Annotated in this window: 12 protein-coding genes, 1 tRNA gene and 1 riboswitch; of the genes, 7 read left to right on the plus strand and 6 right to left on the minus strand. The window is 69.9% G+C overall.

Annotated features, from left to right (window positions below; genetic code table 11):
- Nucleotides 1–144 precede the first annotated feature (144 nt).
- The 3 genes from EDD29_RS41345 to EDD29_RS41355 all read right to left on the minus strand — a co-directional run bounded on the left by EDD29_RS41345 (nt 145) and on the right by EDD29_RS41355 (nt 4092).
- On the minus strand, nt 145–2139 hold the full coding sequence (locus tag EDD29_RS41345; RefSeq protein ID WP_123671012.1) for a PAS domain-containing protein: 1995 nt from the start codon (nt 2137–2139) through the stop codon (nt 145–147).
- Between the two features lie 58 nt (nt 2140–2197).
- Nucleotides 2198–3586: a purine-cytosine permease family protein gene (locus EDD29_RS41350; RefSeq protein WP_123669589.1), complete on the minus strand. Its 1389-nt coding sequence runs from the start codon at nt 3584–3586 to the stop codon at nt 2198–2200.
- Nucleotides 3582–3696: riboswitch (TPP riboswitch) on the minus strand. Its footprint overlaps the gene before it by 5 nt.
- A 57-nt stretch (nt 3697–3753) precedes the next feature.
- Complete coding sequence (locus EDD29_RS41355; RefSeq protein ID WP_123669590.1) at nt 3754–4092, minus strand: rhodanese-like domain-containing protein; 339 nt, start codon at nt 4090–4092, stop codon at nt 3754–3756.
- A 42-nt stretch (nt 4093–4134) separates the two neighbouring features.
- On the opposite strand from EDD29_RS41355, the gene EDD29_RS41360 reads away from it, so the two are divergent.
- Nucleotides 4135–4587, plus strand: a complete 453-nt coding sequence (locus EDD29_RS41360; RefSeq protein WP_123669591.1) for an SSI family serine proteinase inhibitor — start codon at nt 4135–4137, stop codon at nt 4585–4587.
- Between the two features lie 40 nt (nt 4588–4627).
- On the opposite strand, the gene EDD29_RS41365 is transcribed toward EDD29_RS41360, so the two are convergent.
- On the minus strand, nt 4628–5503 hold the full coding sequence (locus EDD29_RS41365) for an Fpg/Nei family DNA glycosylase (protein ID WP_123669592.1): 876 nt from the start codon (nt 5501–5503) through the stop codon (nt 4628–4630).
- 290 nt (nt 5504–5793) lie between these two features.
- Between EDD29_RS41365 and EDD29_RS41370 the strand changes: the two genes are divergently transcribed.
- The gene (locus EDD29_RS41370; RefSeq protein WP_123669593.1) at nt 5794–6630 is read left to right on the plus strand and encodes an SGNH/GDSL hydrolase family protein; all 837 of its coding nucleotides are present in this window, start codon (nt 5794–5796) and stop codon (nt 6628–6630) included.
- A 29-nt stretch (nt 6631–6659) separates the two neighbouring features.
- Here the strand turns inward: EDD29_RS41370 and EDD29_RS41375 are convergent, their stop codons facing one another.
- Nucleotides 6660–7196, minus strand: a complete 537-nt coding sequence (locus EDD29_RS41375) for a MarR family winged helix-turn-helix transcriptional regulator (RefSeq protein WP_246053274.1) — start codon at nt 7194–7196, stop codon at nt 6660–6662.
- Nucleotides 7197–7458: 262 nt separating this feature from the next.
- A tRNA-Leu gene (locus tag EDD29_RS41380) sits at nt 7459–7541 on the minus strand.
- Nucleotides 7542–7670: 129 nt separating this feature from the next.
- Between EDD29_RS41380 and EDD29_RS41385 the strand changes: the two genes are divergently transcribed.
- From EDD29_RS41385 to EDD29_RS41405, 5 genes are read left to right on the plus strand one after another with little or no spacing between them, the layout of a single operon-like run.
- A complete protein-coding gene (locus EDD29_RS41385; protein ID WP_123669595.1) occupies nt 7671–8408 on the plus strand; it encodes an FHA domain-containing protein in 738 nt (245 codons plus the stop codon).
- Between the two features lie 9 nt (nt 8409–8417).
- Nucleotides 8418–8975: an FHA domain-containing protein FhaB/FipA gene (locus EDD29_RS41390; RefSeq protein WP_123669596.1), complete on the plus strand. Its 558-nt coding sequence runs from the start codon at nt 8418–8420 to the stop codon at nt 8973–8975.
- Nucleotides 8972–10597: a Stp1/IreP family PP2C-type Ser/Thr phosphatase gene (locus tag EDD29_RS41395; RefSeq protein WP_123669597.1), complete on the plus strand. Its 1626-nt coding sequence runs from the start codon at nt 8972–8974 to the stop codon at nt 10595–10597. Before EDD29_RS41390 ends, EDD29_RS41395 begins: the two co-directional genes overlap by 4 nt.
- 31 nt (nt 10598–10628) lie before the next feature.
- Nucleotides 10629–12170 carry an FtsW/RodA/SpoVE family cell cycle protein gene (locus EDD29_RS41400; protein ID WP_123669598.1) on the plus strand — a complete coding sequence of 514 codons (1542 nt, stop codon included), beginning with the start codon at nt 10629–10631 and terminating at the stop codon, nt 12168–12170.
- An 11-nt stretch (nt 12171–12181) separates the two neighbouring features.
- Nucleotides 12182–13678, plus strand: a complete 1497-nt coding sequence (locus tag EDD29_RS41405) for a penicillin-binding transpeptidase domain-containing protein (RefSeq protein WP_123669599.1) — start codon at nt 12182–12184, stop codon at nt 13676–13678.
- The last annotated feature ends 67 nt before the right edge of the window (nt 13679–13745 follow it).

Here is a 13745-nt window from a genome sequence, read left to right on the forward strand (position 1 = left end):
TGACCATCTGTACCGACCGAAATGCCCCGTATGACCTGGTAAGAAACCAGGACGAAACAGCGGTCTCCCGGTCCAACGAGTGACCGACCTGGAAGTCACGGCCGATCACCCGAAGACTTTTCCACGGCCCGCCCCGGTTATTCGTCACACGGACGTTTCGTCCGTCACATCCGCGAACGTTTCACCCGCCGTCCCGGCCCCTTCGACGGCCCGGGAATCGCGTTCCGAAGCCCTCGATTCACCCTCCGGGACCACTTCGTCCGAGAGCGCCGCGTCCGGGATCGCCCCGTCCGGAAGCCCGCCGTCCGGCGATGCCACGATCGGGATCGTCAGCCGCATGCGCGTACCGCGGTTCGGGCGGGAGTGCGCGGTGACGTCGCCGCCCTGGGCGGTGGCCAGCCTTCGGGCGATGTAGAGGCCCAGCCCGACGCCCCCGAACCTGCGCCGGTCCCCCGCCTCGCCCTGCACGAACCGTTCGAAGATCCGCTCGTGGTCGCCCGCCGCGATGCCGATGCCCTCGTCGTCGATCGTCACCACGAGCCTTCCCCCCGCGATCCCTGCGGCCACCTCGATCAGCCCGCCTTCCGGGGAGTACTTGTAGGCGTTCTCCACGAGCTGGCCGACGATGATGTCGGTCGCCATCACGTCGCCGTAGGCGGTCGGGAGGTCCTCGGGCACCGCGCACTCCAGCCGGTGCGTCTGCGACAGCGTCCGGAAGGCCGGGACGACCCGGTGCAGCAGCCCGGCGAGGTCGAACGGCGCGGGGGTCACCGGAGGCCGGGCCGAGCCCGCGCGCGAGCCCAGCAGGAGCTGCTCGACGAGCTTGCCCATCGCCCTCCCCCGGTCCGCGATCATCCCGACCGCCTTGCGCCGCTCGGCGTCGGGGAGTTCGTCCCAGCGGGTGACGAGGGTCTCGGCGAAGCCCTGCACGACGGTGATCGGGGTGCGCAGCTCGTGCCCGGTCGTGGCCAGGAACAGGTCCTTGGACTCCTCGAGTTCCTTGGCCGCGGTGACGTCGCGGAAGTCCACGACGATCTCTCCGGTCTCCTCGATCGCCGCGGCCAGCACGTCGATCCAGGTGCCGTTCGGGAGCAGGTGGGTGACGGTCTCGCCCGGGGAGAAGGGGAAAGGCAGCCCGGAGCCCAGCGCGCTGAGCGCGTCCCGTCCGGTGATGCGGGTCGCCGCGGGGTTCCACTGGCAGACCAGCCCGTCGGTGTCGAGCACCGCGATCCCGTCGGCGCTCGCGTCGATGACCGCGCGCTCGTGCGCGCGCTGCCGGACGACCTCCTGGTAGGCGACCGCGTTGCCGACGGCGACGCCCGCGTGCCCGGCGAGCAGCTCCAGCAGTTCGAGTTCGGTGTGCCCGGTGGTCCGCCCGGCGAACAGCGCGTACAGCGCGCCGTAAGGCCGGTTGCCGAGGTGGGCCATGCCGAGGGCGACCGTGTGCAGGTCGGGCAGGCGCTGCCAGATGAGGTCGGTGACCCGCTGCCCGGACGCGAGCATGACGTCCCTGCCGGACTCCAGCAGCTCGGTCACCAGGCTCGGCTCCAGGGCGACCGTCGCGCCGAGCATCTCCTCGGGCAGGCCGCGCGCCGTCACCAGCCGCAGCCTGCTCCCCTCGATCCGGACGAACGCCGCGGCGTCCGCGCCGGTCAGCTCGACCAGCGCCGCGGTGATCCGGTCGAGGACCAGGTCGAGGTCGAGCGCGGAGTTGAGGTCGCCGAGGATGTCGTTCAGCCGACGGACGAGCCGCGCCTTCTCCGCGACGGCCCGGGTCTCCGGTTCGGCCACCGGATGGAACACCGAGACCCACCCGCTGAGCCGCCCGTCGGACTCGCGCAACGCGCTGGTGCCGATCCGCACGTCGATGAGCTCGCGCGCGCGGGTCCGCCGCCGGGTCCCGATCGAGACATGGGACCCGGCCGAGCGGACCCGTTCCAGGACGGCGTGGTGTTCCGCGGTCAGCTCGTCCGGGACGATCGGCGGGACCTGGCCGAGGATCTCCTCGGCGGCCCAGCCGAACAGCCGTTCGGCGGCCGGGTTCCACAGGGTCACCCGGCCCGCCTCGTCCACCGCCACGATCGGATCGGCGGCGCTCGCGAGCACCGCGCGCGCGTTCCGACCCTCATCTGGGAGCATCACGCCCGCCATCGTCCCATCGCGAGGGCGGGCGGCACTCCCCCGGCGCCGAATCCCGTCAGTCCGTGCCCCGCCGACCGGCGATCCGGCCGCACACCAGCGCGAGCACGCCCGCGACGAGGAAGGACAGCAGCGACGCGCTCATCCACGGCTGGACGGTCAGGCCGATCGTGTCCTGCACGCCCTCCCAGAACCGCTGCCACGCGCCGAGCTGGCCGGGGTTGATGAGCTGGTAGACGACGAAGCCGCCGAGCCAGGAGACGACCATCGACCACCGCGCGGGAGCGTCCGGCGCGGTGTTCCAGCCGGTGCGGCCGCGGCCGAGGAAGAAGTCCGCGGCGAGCACGCCGAGCAGCGGCACGAAGACCGAGCCGATGAGGGCGAGGAAGCCGTAGTAGTCGTCCATGTTCAGGACGAGGGCGAGCACCGTGATGAGCGCCCCGAGGCCGACGCTCAGGACACGACGGTCCACACGCGGCACAAGGTTCTGGATCGAGAGCGCGGTGGAGTAGACGTTCGCGAACGACTGGTCGGCCTCACGCAGGACGAAGACGAAGAAGAAGACCGCGCCGGCCGTGACCGTGAGGAACGGCCCGTAGACGCCGCCGCCTTGGCCCGCGAGGACGAGGGCGAAGAGTCCGAGGGTGTACGCGATGATCTGCGTGACCGCGTACGCGCCGCTGGCAGCGCCGAAGGCGGCCCGCTCGCTGCGCGCGTGCCGGGTGTAGTCGGCGGCGAGCGGCACCCACGAGATCGAGACGGCCAGGGCGGCGTCGATCGCGAGCCAGAAGAGGCTCCAGTCGGCGCCGAACGGCCCTCCCCCGGACGCCCCGGGGTGGGCGGTCAGGTCGGGCAGCCCCGCCCTGACGAACTGGATGTAGAACCAGACGAGCGCGATCCCCACGGCGATGGTGACGAACCGGCGCAGCAGGCGCACGGAGCCGAGCGGCCAGATCGTCAGAGCCGTGGTGAGCACTCCCGCGATGAGCACGTAGACCCAGCGCGGGCCTCCGCCGAACAGCTCGTGCGCGGCGTCGGCGATGACGATGAGCTCGAACGTGCCCCAGCCGATGAGCTGGGCGATGTTGAGCACCGTCGGCGCGTACGACAGCCGGGCGCCGAACAGCCCCCGCAGGATCACCATCGCCGGCCGGCCCGTGCGGGCGCCGGGCACCGCGGCGAGGCCGAGCATGAGCCCGCCGACGAGGGTGCCGATGATCATCGCGGCGATGCCCGCCGCGATGGAGAGCTGCGGAACGCCGTTCTCGTCGGGCGCCAGCACCGTGTAGGCGCCGGAGAACGCGAACAGGCTGACGCCGAGGTTGGCCCAGAAGGCGCTCTGGTCCCAGAACGACAGGACCCGCGGGGCGGGTTCGTCGAGGGTCAGCGGCGCCTCAGCGGGGCCTTCGGGGCGCTGGGGGCGGTTTTCAAGCGTGCTTGAAGACATGCGAGGAGCACTCTCCCTACGCCGGCATTACCCGGACAGGTTCATGCGGTCGGCGACAGATGGGTCGCCCTCTCAGCCCGGCCTACTTCCGAGCTCCCGCGGTGGGGGTTGATTCGGCGCGAATCGTACCCCTATCCCCCAAGATCACCCCACGTCAGGGGGATATCTCAGGCGATGTACGGCTCCGCGTCGCCCACGGCGTCGACCGGGAGGCCCGCCCGTTCCCACGCGATCATGCCGCCGTCGACGTTCAGGGCCTTCCAGCCCGCGTTGTTCAGCGCGACCGTCACCTGGGCCGATCTGCCGCCGACCCGGCACACCACGTAGACCTCGCGGTCCTGCGGGATCTCCCCCGCCCGCTCGTTGAGCGCGCTCATCGGGATGTGGACCGCCTCGGGCGCGTGCCCGGCGTCCCACTCGTCCTGCTCACGGACGTCGAGAAGATACGCGCCGTCCGGGATCTGGAGCGCGCCGACGCTGGGAATGCTTCCGCCGAAATTCGTCACGGACCCATGGAACCGTGGATCGCACCCCCACGTCGAATCGCCATGAGGACCTCATCGCCGAAGACCGGCGCGAAGCTGCTCCTGCTCACCGCCGCCGTCGTGGCCGCCGCCACGGCCTGCGGAGGCCAGTCGGCCGAGCAGGAGACCGCGTCCCCCAACGCGGCCGCCGCGGCCGACCAGCTCACGATCACGCTCAAGAAGTCCCCGAGCGCCCCGGAGGAGTCCTGGACGCTCACCTGTGACCCCGCGGGCGGCACCCACCCCGCCGCCGCCAAGGCCTGCGCCCAGCTGGCGTCCTCGGGCGCCGAGGCGTTCACGCCCGTCCCGGCCGGCTCCCAGTGCGGGACCCAGTACGGCGGCCCCGAGCAGGGCACCGTGACCGGCACCTGGAAGGGCACCGCCGTCGACGCGACGTTCACGCGCAAGGACGGGTGCGAGGTCCAGCGCTGGGAGAAGGTCTCCGAGCTGTTCGGCGAGCTGCCCAAGGTCCGCTAGCCCTTAGGCATTAACCCCCCACGCCCCTACAACCCCCCATCTACCTGATCAGACGGGACAAACGGCGATCCGCGAGTGGTTTGCCGCCCGTCTGGCAGGTGGGGCAGTACTGGAACGACGAGTCCGCGAAGGACACCTCGCGGATCGTGTCGCCGCAGACCGGGCAGGGCTCCCCGGCGCGGCCGTGCACCCGCAGCCCGAGCTTCTTCTCCGATTTCAGGTCCCCCGCGGCCAGCCCCTTCGACCGTGCGACGGCGTCGGTGAGCGTGCCGACGATGACGTCGTGCAGGGCCGCGGCCTCCGCTTCGGTGAGCGTCGAGGCGATCTTGTAGGGGGACATCTTCGCGGCGTGCAGGACCTCGTCCGAATAGGCGTTGCCGATGCCCGCGATGATCTTCTGGTCCCGCAGCAGCCCCTTGATCCGCGTCTTGGCGTCCTTGGTGAGCGCGTGGAGCGCCGCGGGGGTGAACTCCGGGGAGAGCGGGTCGATCCCGAGATCGGCGACGCCCGGGACTTCGCCGGGATCGCGCACCACGTAGACCGCGAGGCCCTTCTTCGTCCCGGCCTCGGTGAGGTCGAACCCCGAGCCGTCGTTCAGCCGCAGCCGCAGCGCGATCGGGTTCTTGGGGCCGGGGCGGGGCGGTGTGAGGGGAAGTTCGTCCTTCCAGCGCAGCCAGCCCGCGCGGGCGAGGTGGACGACGAGGTGCAGCCGGCCGGCGGCGGCGTCGAGTTCCAGGTCGAGGAACTTGCCGTGCCGCGCCACGCCGGCCACGGTCCGGTCGCCGAGGTCGGTGACGGGGGGATCATAGGTCTTGAGCGCCGACACGGCGGCGACGTCCACACGGGCGATCGCCTTGCCGACGGCGTGCTCGCGCAGGAACGCGGCGAGCGACTCCACTTCGGGAAGCTCCGGCATGACGTCAGCATGCCTCTCCACAGCCGTCCCCAACCCTGTGGATACCTGTGGACAACGCCTGTGGATAACTCTGGGGCGCGGTGGATACCCAGCCTGCAAAGTGGCGAAAACCACACACGATCTGACAAAACACCCAGGGGGGAGCGAGAGGGATATCCACAGGGGGTGTGGATAACCCTGTGACTGAACCGTGCCCGACCGACTTCCGCGGACCGGTGGCGCGGAGGCGACCGAGGCGCCGATACTTCCCCGCAAAGTGAAACTCGGGGGAGAAGGCCAGAGGCACCGCGATGCGTTCCCGGCGTCCGCCCGCCGTCGTCCTGAGCGCGCTCGCGCTCGTGTGCGGCGTGCTCGGCACCCCCGCCACAGCCGAACCAGCGCCCTTGTACTACCTCTCCCTCGGCGACTCCCTCTCCACCGGCTACCAGCCGGGCCAGGGGAACACCGCCACCGGATACCCCGACCAGCTCCAGCCCCTCCTCGCCGCCCGCGCGCCCGGGCTCGAACTGGTGAAGCTCGGGTGCAGCGGCGAGACCACGGTCACCATGCTCAAGGGCGGCAAGTGCGCCTACCCCGAAGGCAGCCAGGTCAAGGCGGCCGTCGCGTTCCTCGCCGCCCACCCGGGCCAGGTCCGCTACCTGACGCTCGACATAGGCGGCAACGACATCAACCAGTGCGTTCGCGGCGGATCCCTGGACCCGACCTGTCTCAACGCCAACGTCCGGGCCCTCTCGGCCAACCTGTGGACGATCGTCACCGAGCTGCGCAAGGCGGGCGGCGCAGGGGTGAGCTACACGGGGATGACGTACTACGACCCCGTCCTCGCGTCCTGGCTGAGCGGCGGGAACGGCAAGGCCCTCGCCACCTTCTCCGTGCCGCTCCTCCAGGGCGTCAACGACTTCGCGGCCACCCTCTACCTGCTGGCCGGCTACCGGGTCGCCGACGTGGAGCGGGTCTACGCCACCGCCGACTTCCGCACGAAGACCACCGTCGACGGCTACGGCAGGCTGCCGCTGAACGTCGCCCGGATCTGCCTGTGGACGCACATGTGCGCCCGCAGGGACATCCATCCCAACACCGAGGGGTACCGCAGGATCGCCCAGGCCTTCGCCGCGACGATCCCCTGAACAGGCGCGTCACGAGCTCCCGGAGGCCGTCACAGGCCTCCGGGCGGTCCCGGCGGCGAGGCGTCCCCGAGGGCGACGAGCAGGGTCCGCAGGGCCGCGGCGAGCGCGTCGGGGTGGGGGAGCGCCTCGATCACCCGGCGCTCGGCCTCGAAGTAGCCGTCGAGCATGTCGTCGATGAGGGCGCGGCCGGGACCGGTGAGCACGACGATCACGGACCTGCGGTCCGCGGGGTCCGGGGTCCGTTCCACCAGGCCCTTGCGCGCGAGTTTGTCGATCCGGTTGGTGATCGCGCCCGAGGTGACCGTCGAGGCCCGCAGCAGCTCGCCCGCGGTGAGCGTGCCTTCGCGGCCCGATCTGCGCAGCGCGGCGAGCACGTCGAACTCGGGCCCGTCCAGGCCGTACTCCGCGTAGAACCGGCCCATCTCACGCTCGAAGACGCGCTCGAGCCTGTGCACCCGCCCGACGATCCCGAACGGCGAAGGGTCGAGATCGGGGCGTGCGATGCGCCACTGGGCCATCATCCGGTCGACGGCGTCGTCCACACCACCGCGCGAGGCGTCCTCCACGGCACCAGACCGTACCGCATGTATCTCAACGTTGAAGTAGTTGACAACGCACAGGCCACCGGTGGATAACCATCTGAACATTGAAAAGATCAACGTTCAACTATTTTCCACCGCCTGGGGAGGACACGCCGAGCCGGAGGCCCATGCCGGAAGACGCAGGCCATGGAAACCGGGGGCGGAGCAGAGGAGAATGAGAAGATGTCGCAGAAGCCGCCGAGAAGGCATCAGGGGCCCTCTGAAACCAGAGGACCCCTGACCAGGGTGGGCGAGGAGGGATTTGAACCCTCACACCCTTTCGGGCACACGGACCTGAACCGTGCGCGTCTGCCGTTCCGCCACTCGCCCTTGCGACTGGCCGCTCTTGGCGGCGCTTGAAAAGATTAGCACGACGCAAAGGGTGGTTTGTAAACGACGGCGGGCCGCGAACCACTCCACGGATACGATCGTCTGACGAGCAGGGAGAGGAGGTGCCCGGTGGGCGTCCTACAACGCTTCGAACGTCGACTCGAGGGCATGGTCGAGGGTGCCTTCGCGAGGGCGTTCAAGGCGGAGCTTCAGCCGGTCGAGGTGGCCAGCGCGGTGCAACGCGAGATGGACGAGCGCGCGGCGATCGTGGCCCAGGGTCGCACCCTGGTGCCGAACGACTTCGTGGTCGAGATCTCGCACCCCGACGGCCAGCGGCTCGAGGTCTACGCCGACAGCCTCAGCCAGGAACTGGCGAACCTCGCCAGGGAGTACGCCAAGGAACAGGGCTTCTCCTTCGTGGGCCCCGTCCGGGTCCGCTTCGAGCCGGCCGGCGACCTCGGCACCGGAATGTTCCGCATCCGGTCCGGCGTCGTGCGCGGGTCCACGATCGAGAACAACGAGATCCGCCAGCCGCACACCGACCATCCGCGCCACGGCAGCGCCTTCCCCGGCCGCCCCCGGCTGGACGTCACCACGGGTGACGGGGCGCGCCAGTCCTATGACATCAGCACGCCGGTGACCCTTCTCGGCCGCGGGACGGACTGCGATCTGCGCCTGGTGGACCCGGGAGTATCCCGGCATCACGCCGAGATCCGTGTAGAAGGTCCCGAAATCGTGCTCGTGGATCTAGGGTCTACCAACGGCAGTTTCGTGAACGGTCAGCCGATACGTCGGGTCTCACTCGTCGACGGCACCCGGATCACGATCGGCCGGACCAACCTCGTGTTCCGCCGCGACCGGGAGTAGCACCCCTCGATGACCCCGATCACCCTGACGCTCATCAAGATCGCGTTCCTCGCGGTGCTGTGGCTGTTCGTCATCGCCGCGGTGGGCGTGATCCGAGCCGACCTGTTCGGTTCCAAGGCCGCAGAGCGAGCCGCGAACCGCCCCCCGAGACCGGCCCGCCAGACCGCGCAGGAGCGCGCGAGGCAGCAGCGTCAGGCCTCCCCCCCTCAGCAGCAGTCCGCTCCTGCCCGCCCTCCGACGCAGCCGCAGCAACAGCAGCAGCCGCAAGGGCAGGGGCAGGCGGTCCTGGTGGTCACCGAGGGCCCGCTCACCGGCACGACGATCGACCTCGCCTCCTCCGGCACGGTCACCGTCGGCCGGGCCCCCGACTCCACGCTCGTGGTGTCGGACGACTACGCGTCGAGCCGCCACGCCCGGATCTACGCCCAGGGCGCCGATTGGGTCCTTGAGGACCTGAACTCGACGAACGGCACCTACCTCGGCCGGTCGAAGGTGACCCGGCCCGTCCAACTCCCTGTCGGCGTCCCGGTGCGTATCGGCAAGACCGTAATCGAGTTGCGCAAATGAACACTCCACGTATCGGCATCCGCTACGCGACCCGCTCGGACGTCGGCATGCTCCGCGAGGGCAACGAGGACTCCGGCTACGCCGGGCCCCGGCTCCTCGCGGTCGCCGACGGCATGGGCGGCCATGTCGGCGGCGAGATCGCCAGCGCCACCGCGATCGAGACCCTCCGCAAGCTCGACGCGGACGTCCCGGCCGAACAGCTGCTCACCGCGTTGGAACACGCGGTCAGGGCGGCCAACGACCGGCTGCACCAGACCGTCGAGGGCGATCCGTCGCTCCAGGGCATGGGCACCACGCTGACGGCGATGCTGTGGTCCGGCCAGCAGGTCGCGCTCGCGCACATCGGCGACTCGCGCGCCTACCTGCTGCGCAACGGCGAACTGTTCCAGATCACGCACGACCACACCCTGGTGCAGTCGCTCGTCGACGAGGGCAGGATCAGCCTCGACGAGGCGGCCACCCACCCGCAGCGCTCCCTGCTGCTGCGCGCGTTGGACGGCCGCAACGAGGTCGAGCCCGACCTCTCGCTGCGCGAGGCCCAGGTCGGCGACCGCTACCTGCTGTGCTCCGACGGCCTGTCCGGCGTGGTGTCCGCGGACACCATCCACCAGGTGCTCACCAGCCACGAGACCCCGGACGGCGCGATCCGCCAGCTCATCGATCTGGCGAACCGCGGCGGCGGCCCGGACAACATCACCTGTGTGATGGCCGACGTCGTCGATCTGGACGCCTCCGCGCCGCCGCCGGACCGCTCGCTGCTCGTCGGCGCGGCGGCCAGCAAGGCCCAGGAGGCCGAGCAGAACCGGCCGAGACCCGCCGACACGCCCGCCCAGCGCGCCGCCGACCTCCGCGACACGCTGCCGCAGCCCGCGCTGATGATGAACGGCGGCGACTTCACCCCGCCGCCCGCGCCGGCGCCCGCCGCGGCGCCGCCGCCCTACCAGCACGGCGGCCCGCCGCCCGCGCCTCCCGGTCCGCCGCAGCAGGCCGCGCCCCTGGCGGCGCCGCCCGGCCGCAGCCGGCGCCGGGGGCGCAAGGCGACCCTGCTGCTCGGCGCGGCGGGCGTCACCGGCCTCCTGGTCATCGGCGCCGCGTTCTTCGGCTACCGGACCCTGAACAGCGGCTACTACCTGCGGGCCGAGGGCGGCGACGTCGTCGTCTACGAGGGCAGCAACGACAAGGTGCTCGGCTTCGACCTTTCGGCGAAGGGCGCCAAGGGCGTCCAGCCCGATCCCAAGCTCGCGGTGGCCGACCTCACCGACCCCGCGCAGCGCGACGTGCGCGGCCGGGGCATCACCGCGAATTCGCCCAAGGGCATCCAGGACGAGATCGAGAAACTGCGCGGGCAGCTCTGCCAGTTCAAGATCGTGCGGGACGACGCGGGCAAGACCCTCATCGTCGTCCAGGGCCGGGACCAGAAGGACTGCACCCCCAAACCGGTCACCCAGAATCCGAAGGCCGGGGCGCTCCCGGCACCTGAGGTCAAGTTCCTGAGCGCCGCGGAACTCGCGTCCATCGAGGCGGAGACCCACCCGACCCTCCAGAAGGCGGTCGAGAAGCTCGCCGCCCTGAAGAACCAGGTCGACAAGTGCCGGGACAACGACAACTCGTGCCCGGGTTGATCCGGCAGCCAAGGAAGGGATTCCACCGCTCATGAGCGAGGCAGCGACTCCGACGGCGGGACGCACCCGTCTCGGGGCATCCCTCGGGCTGCTCATCTTCGCGATCGTGGTCGCGGTGTCGGCCTTCGCCCAGGTGGGCCTGGCCCGCGACGGCACCCTGCCGACCGGCATGTTCGGCTACGGCCTGGCCATCGCGGCCCTGTCGGGCGTGGCGTTCTTCGTGGTGCGCAGGTTCACGCCCTACGCCGACCCGGTCCTGCTGCCGCTGGCGATGCTGCTCAACGGCCTCGGCCTGGCGATGATCTACCGCATCGACCAGACGACCATCGCCACGTTCGAGGAGGACAAGGCCCGCTTCGAGGCGACCCACCCGGGGGCCAAGTACACCCCGTTCGGCGCCGGCGCCAACGTGAACGGCCAGCTCCTGTGGACGGTCCTGTCGATCGGCCTGTTCATCGCGGCGCTGATCCTGCTGCGCGACATCAAGATCCTCCAGCGGTACCACTACACGCTGGGCGCGATCGGCCTCGTCCTGCTCGTCGCCCCGGTCTTCTTCCCCGGCGTCAACGGCTCCAAGATCTGGATCCAGCTCGGTCCGCTCTCGGTGCAGCCCGCCGAGTTCTGCAAGTTCGCCTTCATCGCCTTCTTCGCGGCATATCTGGTGAAGAAACGAGCGGCACTGTCCCTGGTGAGCCGCAAGGTCGGCCCACTGGAGCTGCCGCGCCCGCGCGACCTGATGCCGATCCTCATCTTCTGGGTGATCGCGTTGATGATCCTCGCGGTCGAGAACGACTTCGGCACCGCGCTGCTGTTCTTCGGCCTGTTCGTCTCGATGGTCTACATCGCCACGGGCAAGGTCGCCTGGGTCGTCATCGGCGTCGGCATGTTCGTCGGCGGCGCGCTCCTGCTCTACGGTCTCGCGCACGTCATCGGCGGCCCGCTGGAGCACGTCAACCAGCGCATCGAGATCTGGCTGGACCCCGAGGCGTTCTTCGGCAACGGCTGCTCGCACGGCGGCGAGATCTTCAACGCCGTGAGCGACGCCGACGGCTACAAGGCCTGCGTGGCGAGCGGCGGCAACATCTCCAACAGCGAGCAGCTCATGAAGGGCCTGTTCGCGCTCGGCCAGGGCGGCGTCATCGGCACCGGCCTCGGTCAGGGCCAGCCGTACCTGAACGACCTGGCCTTCAGCGACGAGATCTTCACGTCCTTCGGCGAGGAGATCGGCCTCACCGGCCTCATGGCGGTGCTGCTCGTCTACGTCCTTCTCGTCGAGCGCGGCTTCAAGATCGCGATCGCCACGAAGGACGAGTTCGCCAAGCTCTTCGCGGGCGGCGTCTCGTTCGTCTTCGCGCTCCAGGTCTTCGCGATCTGCGGCGGCGTCACGAAGCTCATCCCGTTCACCGGTCTGACGACGCCGTTCCTGACCCAGGGTGGTTCGTCCCTGCTGGCCAACTGGATCCTCATCGCGATCCTGCTGCGGCTCAGCCACGAGGCGCGCAAGCCCGCGCCGGTGGCGATCCAGGACGAGGGGATGACGCAGATCGTCAATCTGAGGGGGGCCCAGGAGTGAGCGCGGGCAACATGAACAAGGAGCTGAAGCGGGTCGGCCTGGTCGGCCTCGCGCTGATCGGCGTCCTCGCGATCAACGTCAACTGGATCCAGGCCGGACAGGCCGAGGACCTGCGGGTGCACAAGCTGAACAACCGGCCGCTCCAGGGCGTGTCGCTGCGGGCGCGGGGCGACATCATCTCGGCCGACGGGGTCAAGATGGCCTGGTCCGACGCGCTCAGCCCGGGAGACGCCAAGACCAAGTACCAGCGCCGCTACCTGAAGAACGCCGAGGCCTTCGTACCGGTCACCGGGTACTACGCGGGGACCATGCAGCAGGCCGGCCTGGAACTCGCCTACAACTCCCTGCTCGACGGGATCGACACCCGTCAGAGCACCGACTCGTGGGTCCGCATGCTGACGGGGGAGAAGCCCCTGGGCGGGACCATCTACACCACGATCGACTCCAAGGCACAGACACGCGCGTACCAGACCCTCTCAGCCCAGAACCCCTTGCGCGCCGCGGCCGTCGTCATCGACGTCAAGACGGGTGCGATCAAGGTCGCCGCGAGCTACCCCTCCTTCGACCCGACCTCCGTCGCCGACATCAAGAATCCCGGCGACGACCAGAAGAAGCTCGACGAACTGGGCGATGCCAAGGGCCAGCCGCTGGTCGACAAGGCCTACAGCGAACTGTTCCCGCCCGGATCGTCGTTCAAGACGATCGTCGCGGCGGCCTTCCTGGGCAAGGACGGCAACACCAAGGACAGCGCCGTGCCCTCCCCCCGCGAGGTGCCGACCGGAGGCGGCGTCATCGGCAACAGCCACAACGACAACATCTGCGGCGTCGGCTCCGCCCCGCTGATCGGCACGTTCGCCCAGTCCTGCAACACCACCTACGCCCTCCTCGGCGTGGACGACACGGTCCTCGGCAACGAGGCGGTCCGCGCCCAGTCGGAGAAGTTCGGGTTCTACAAGCCGATCCCGATCGAGCAGGACCTCGACGCCCCGGCCTCCCAGTACCCGCACAACGTCGACAACCGCGACGAGATCCTGCGCGGTTCGTTCGGCCAGGGCGAGACCAAGACCACGACCCTCCAGATGGCCATGGTCGCCGCGGCGATCGCCAACGGCGGCGACATGATGAAGCCCTACCTCGTCGACAAGGCCGTCGGCCGGATCGAAGGCGACAAGGGCAAGCCCGAAGAGACCGGCACGATCCACGAGGCCGAGCAGGAGACCTTCGGCAAGCCGATCAGCGGCGACACCGCATCCCAGCTCCAGGACATGATGCGCGAGGTCGTCGCCTCCGGGACCGCGACCAACCTCCAGGGACGCAACATCGCTGGAAAGACGGGTACGACGGAACTGACGGCTACCCGAGGAGGCGCCTGGTTCGTCGGATTCGCCCCGGCGGACGACCCGAAATACGGCTTCGCGGTCTTCGTCGAAGGCAGCACCAGCCTCTTCGGCGCGAGCACCTCGGGCCCCATCGCCGCGGACATCATCGACGCCCTGGGGAAGAAGTGAGTCCCATCACATCACCACGACGGCGCAGCGTGATCGTCACACTCCGGAAAGCGTACGGGCACGCGCT

This window comes from Actinocorallia herbida (assembly GCF_003751225.1).
GTDB lineage: Bacteria > Actinomycetota > Actinomycetes > Streptosporangiales > Streptosporangiaceae > Actinocorallia > Actinocorallia herbida.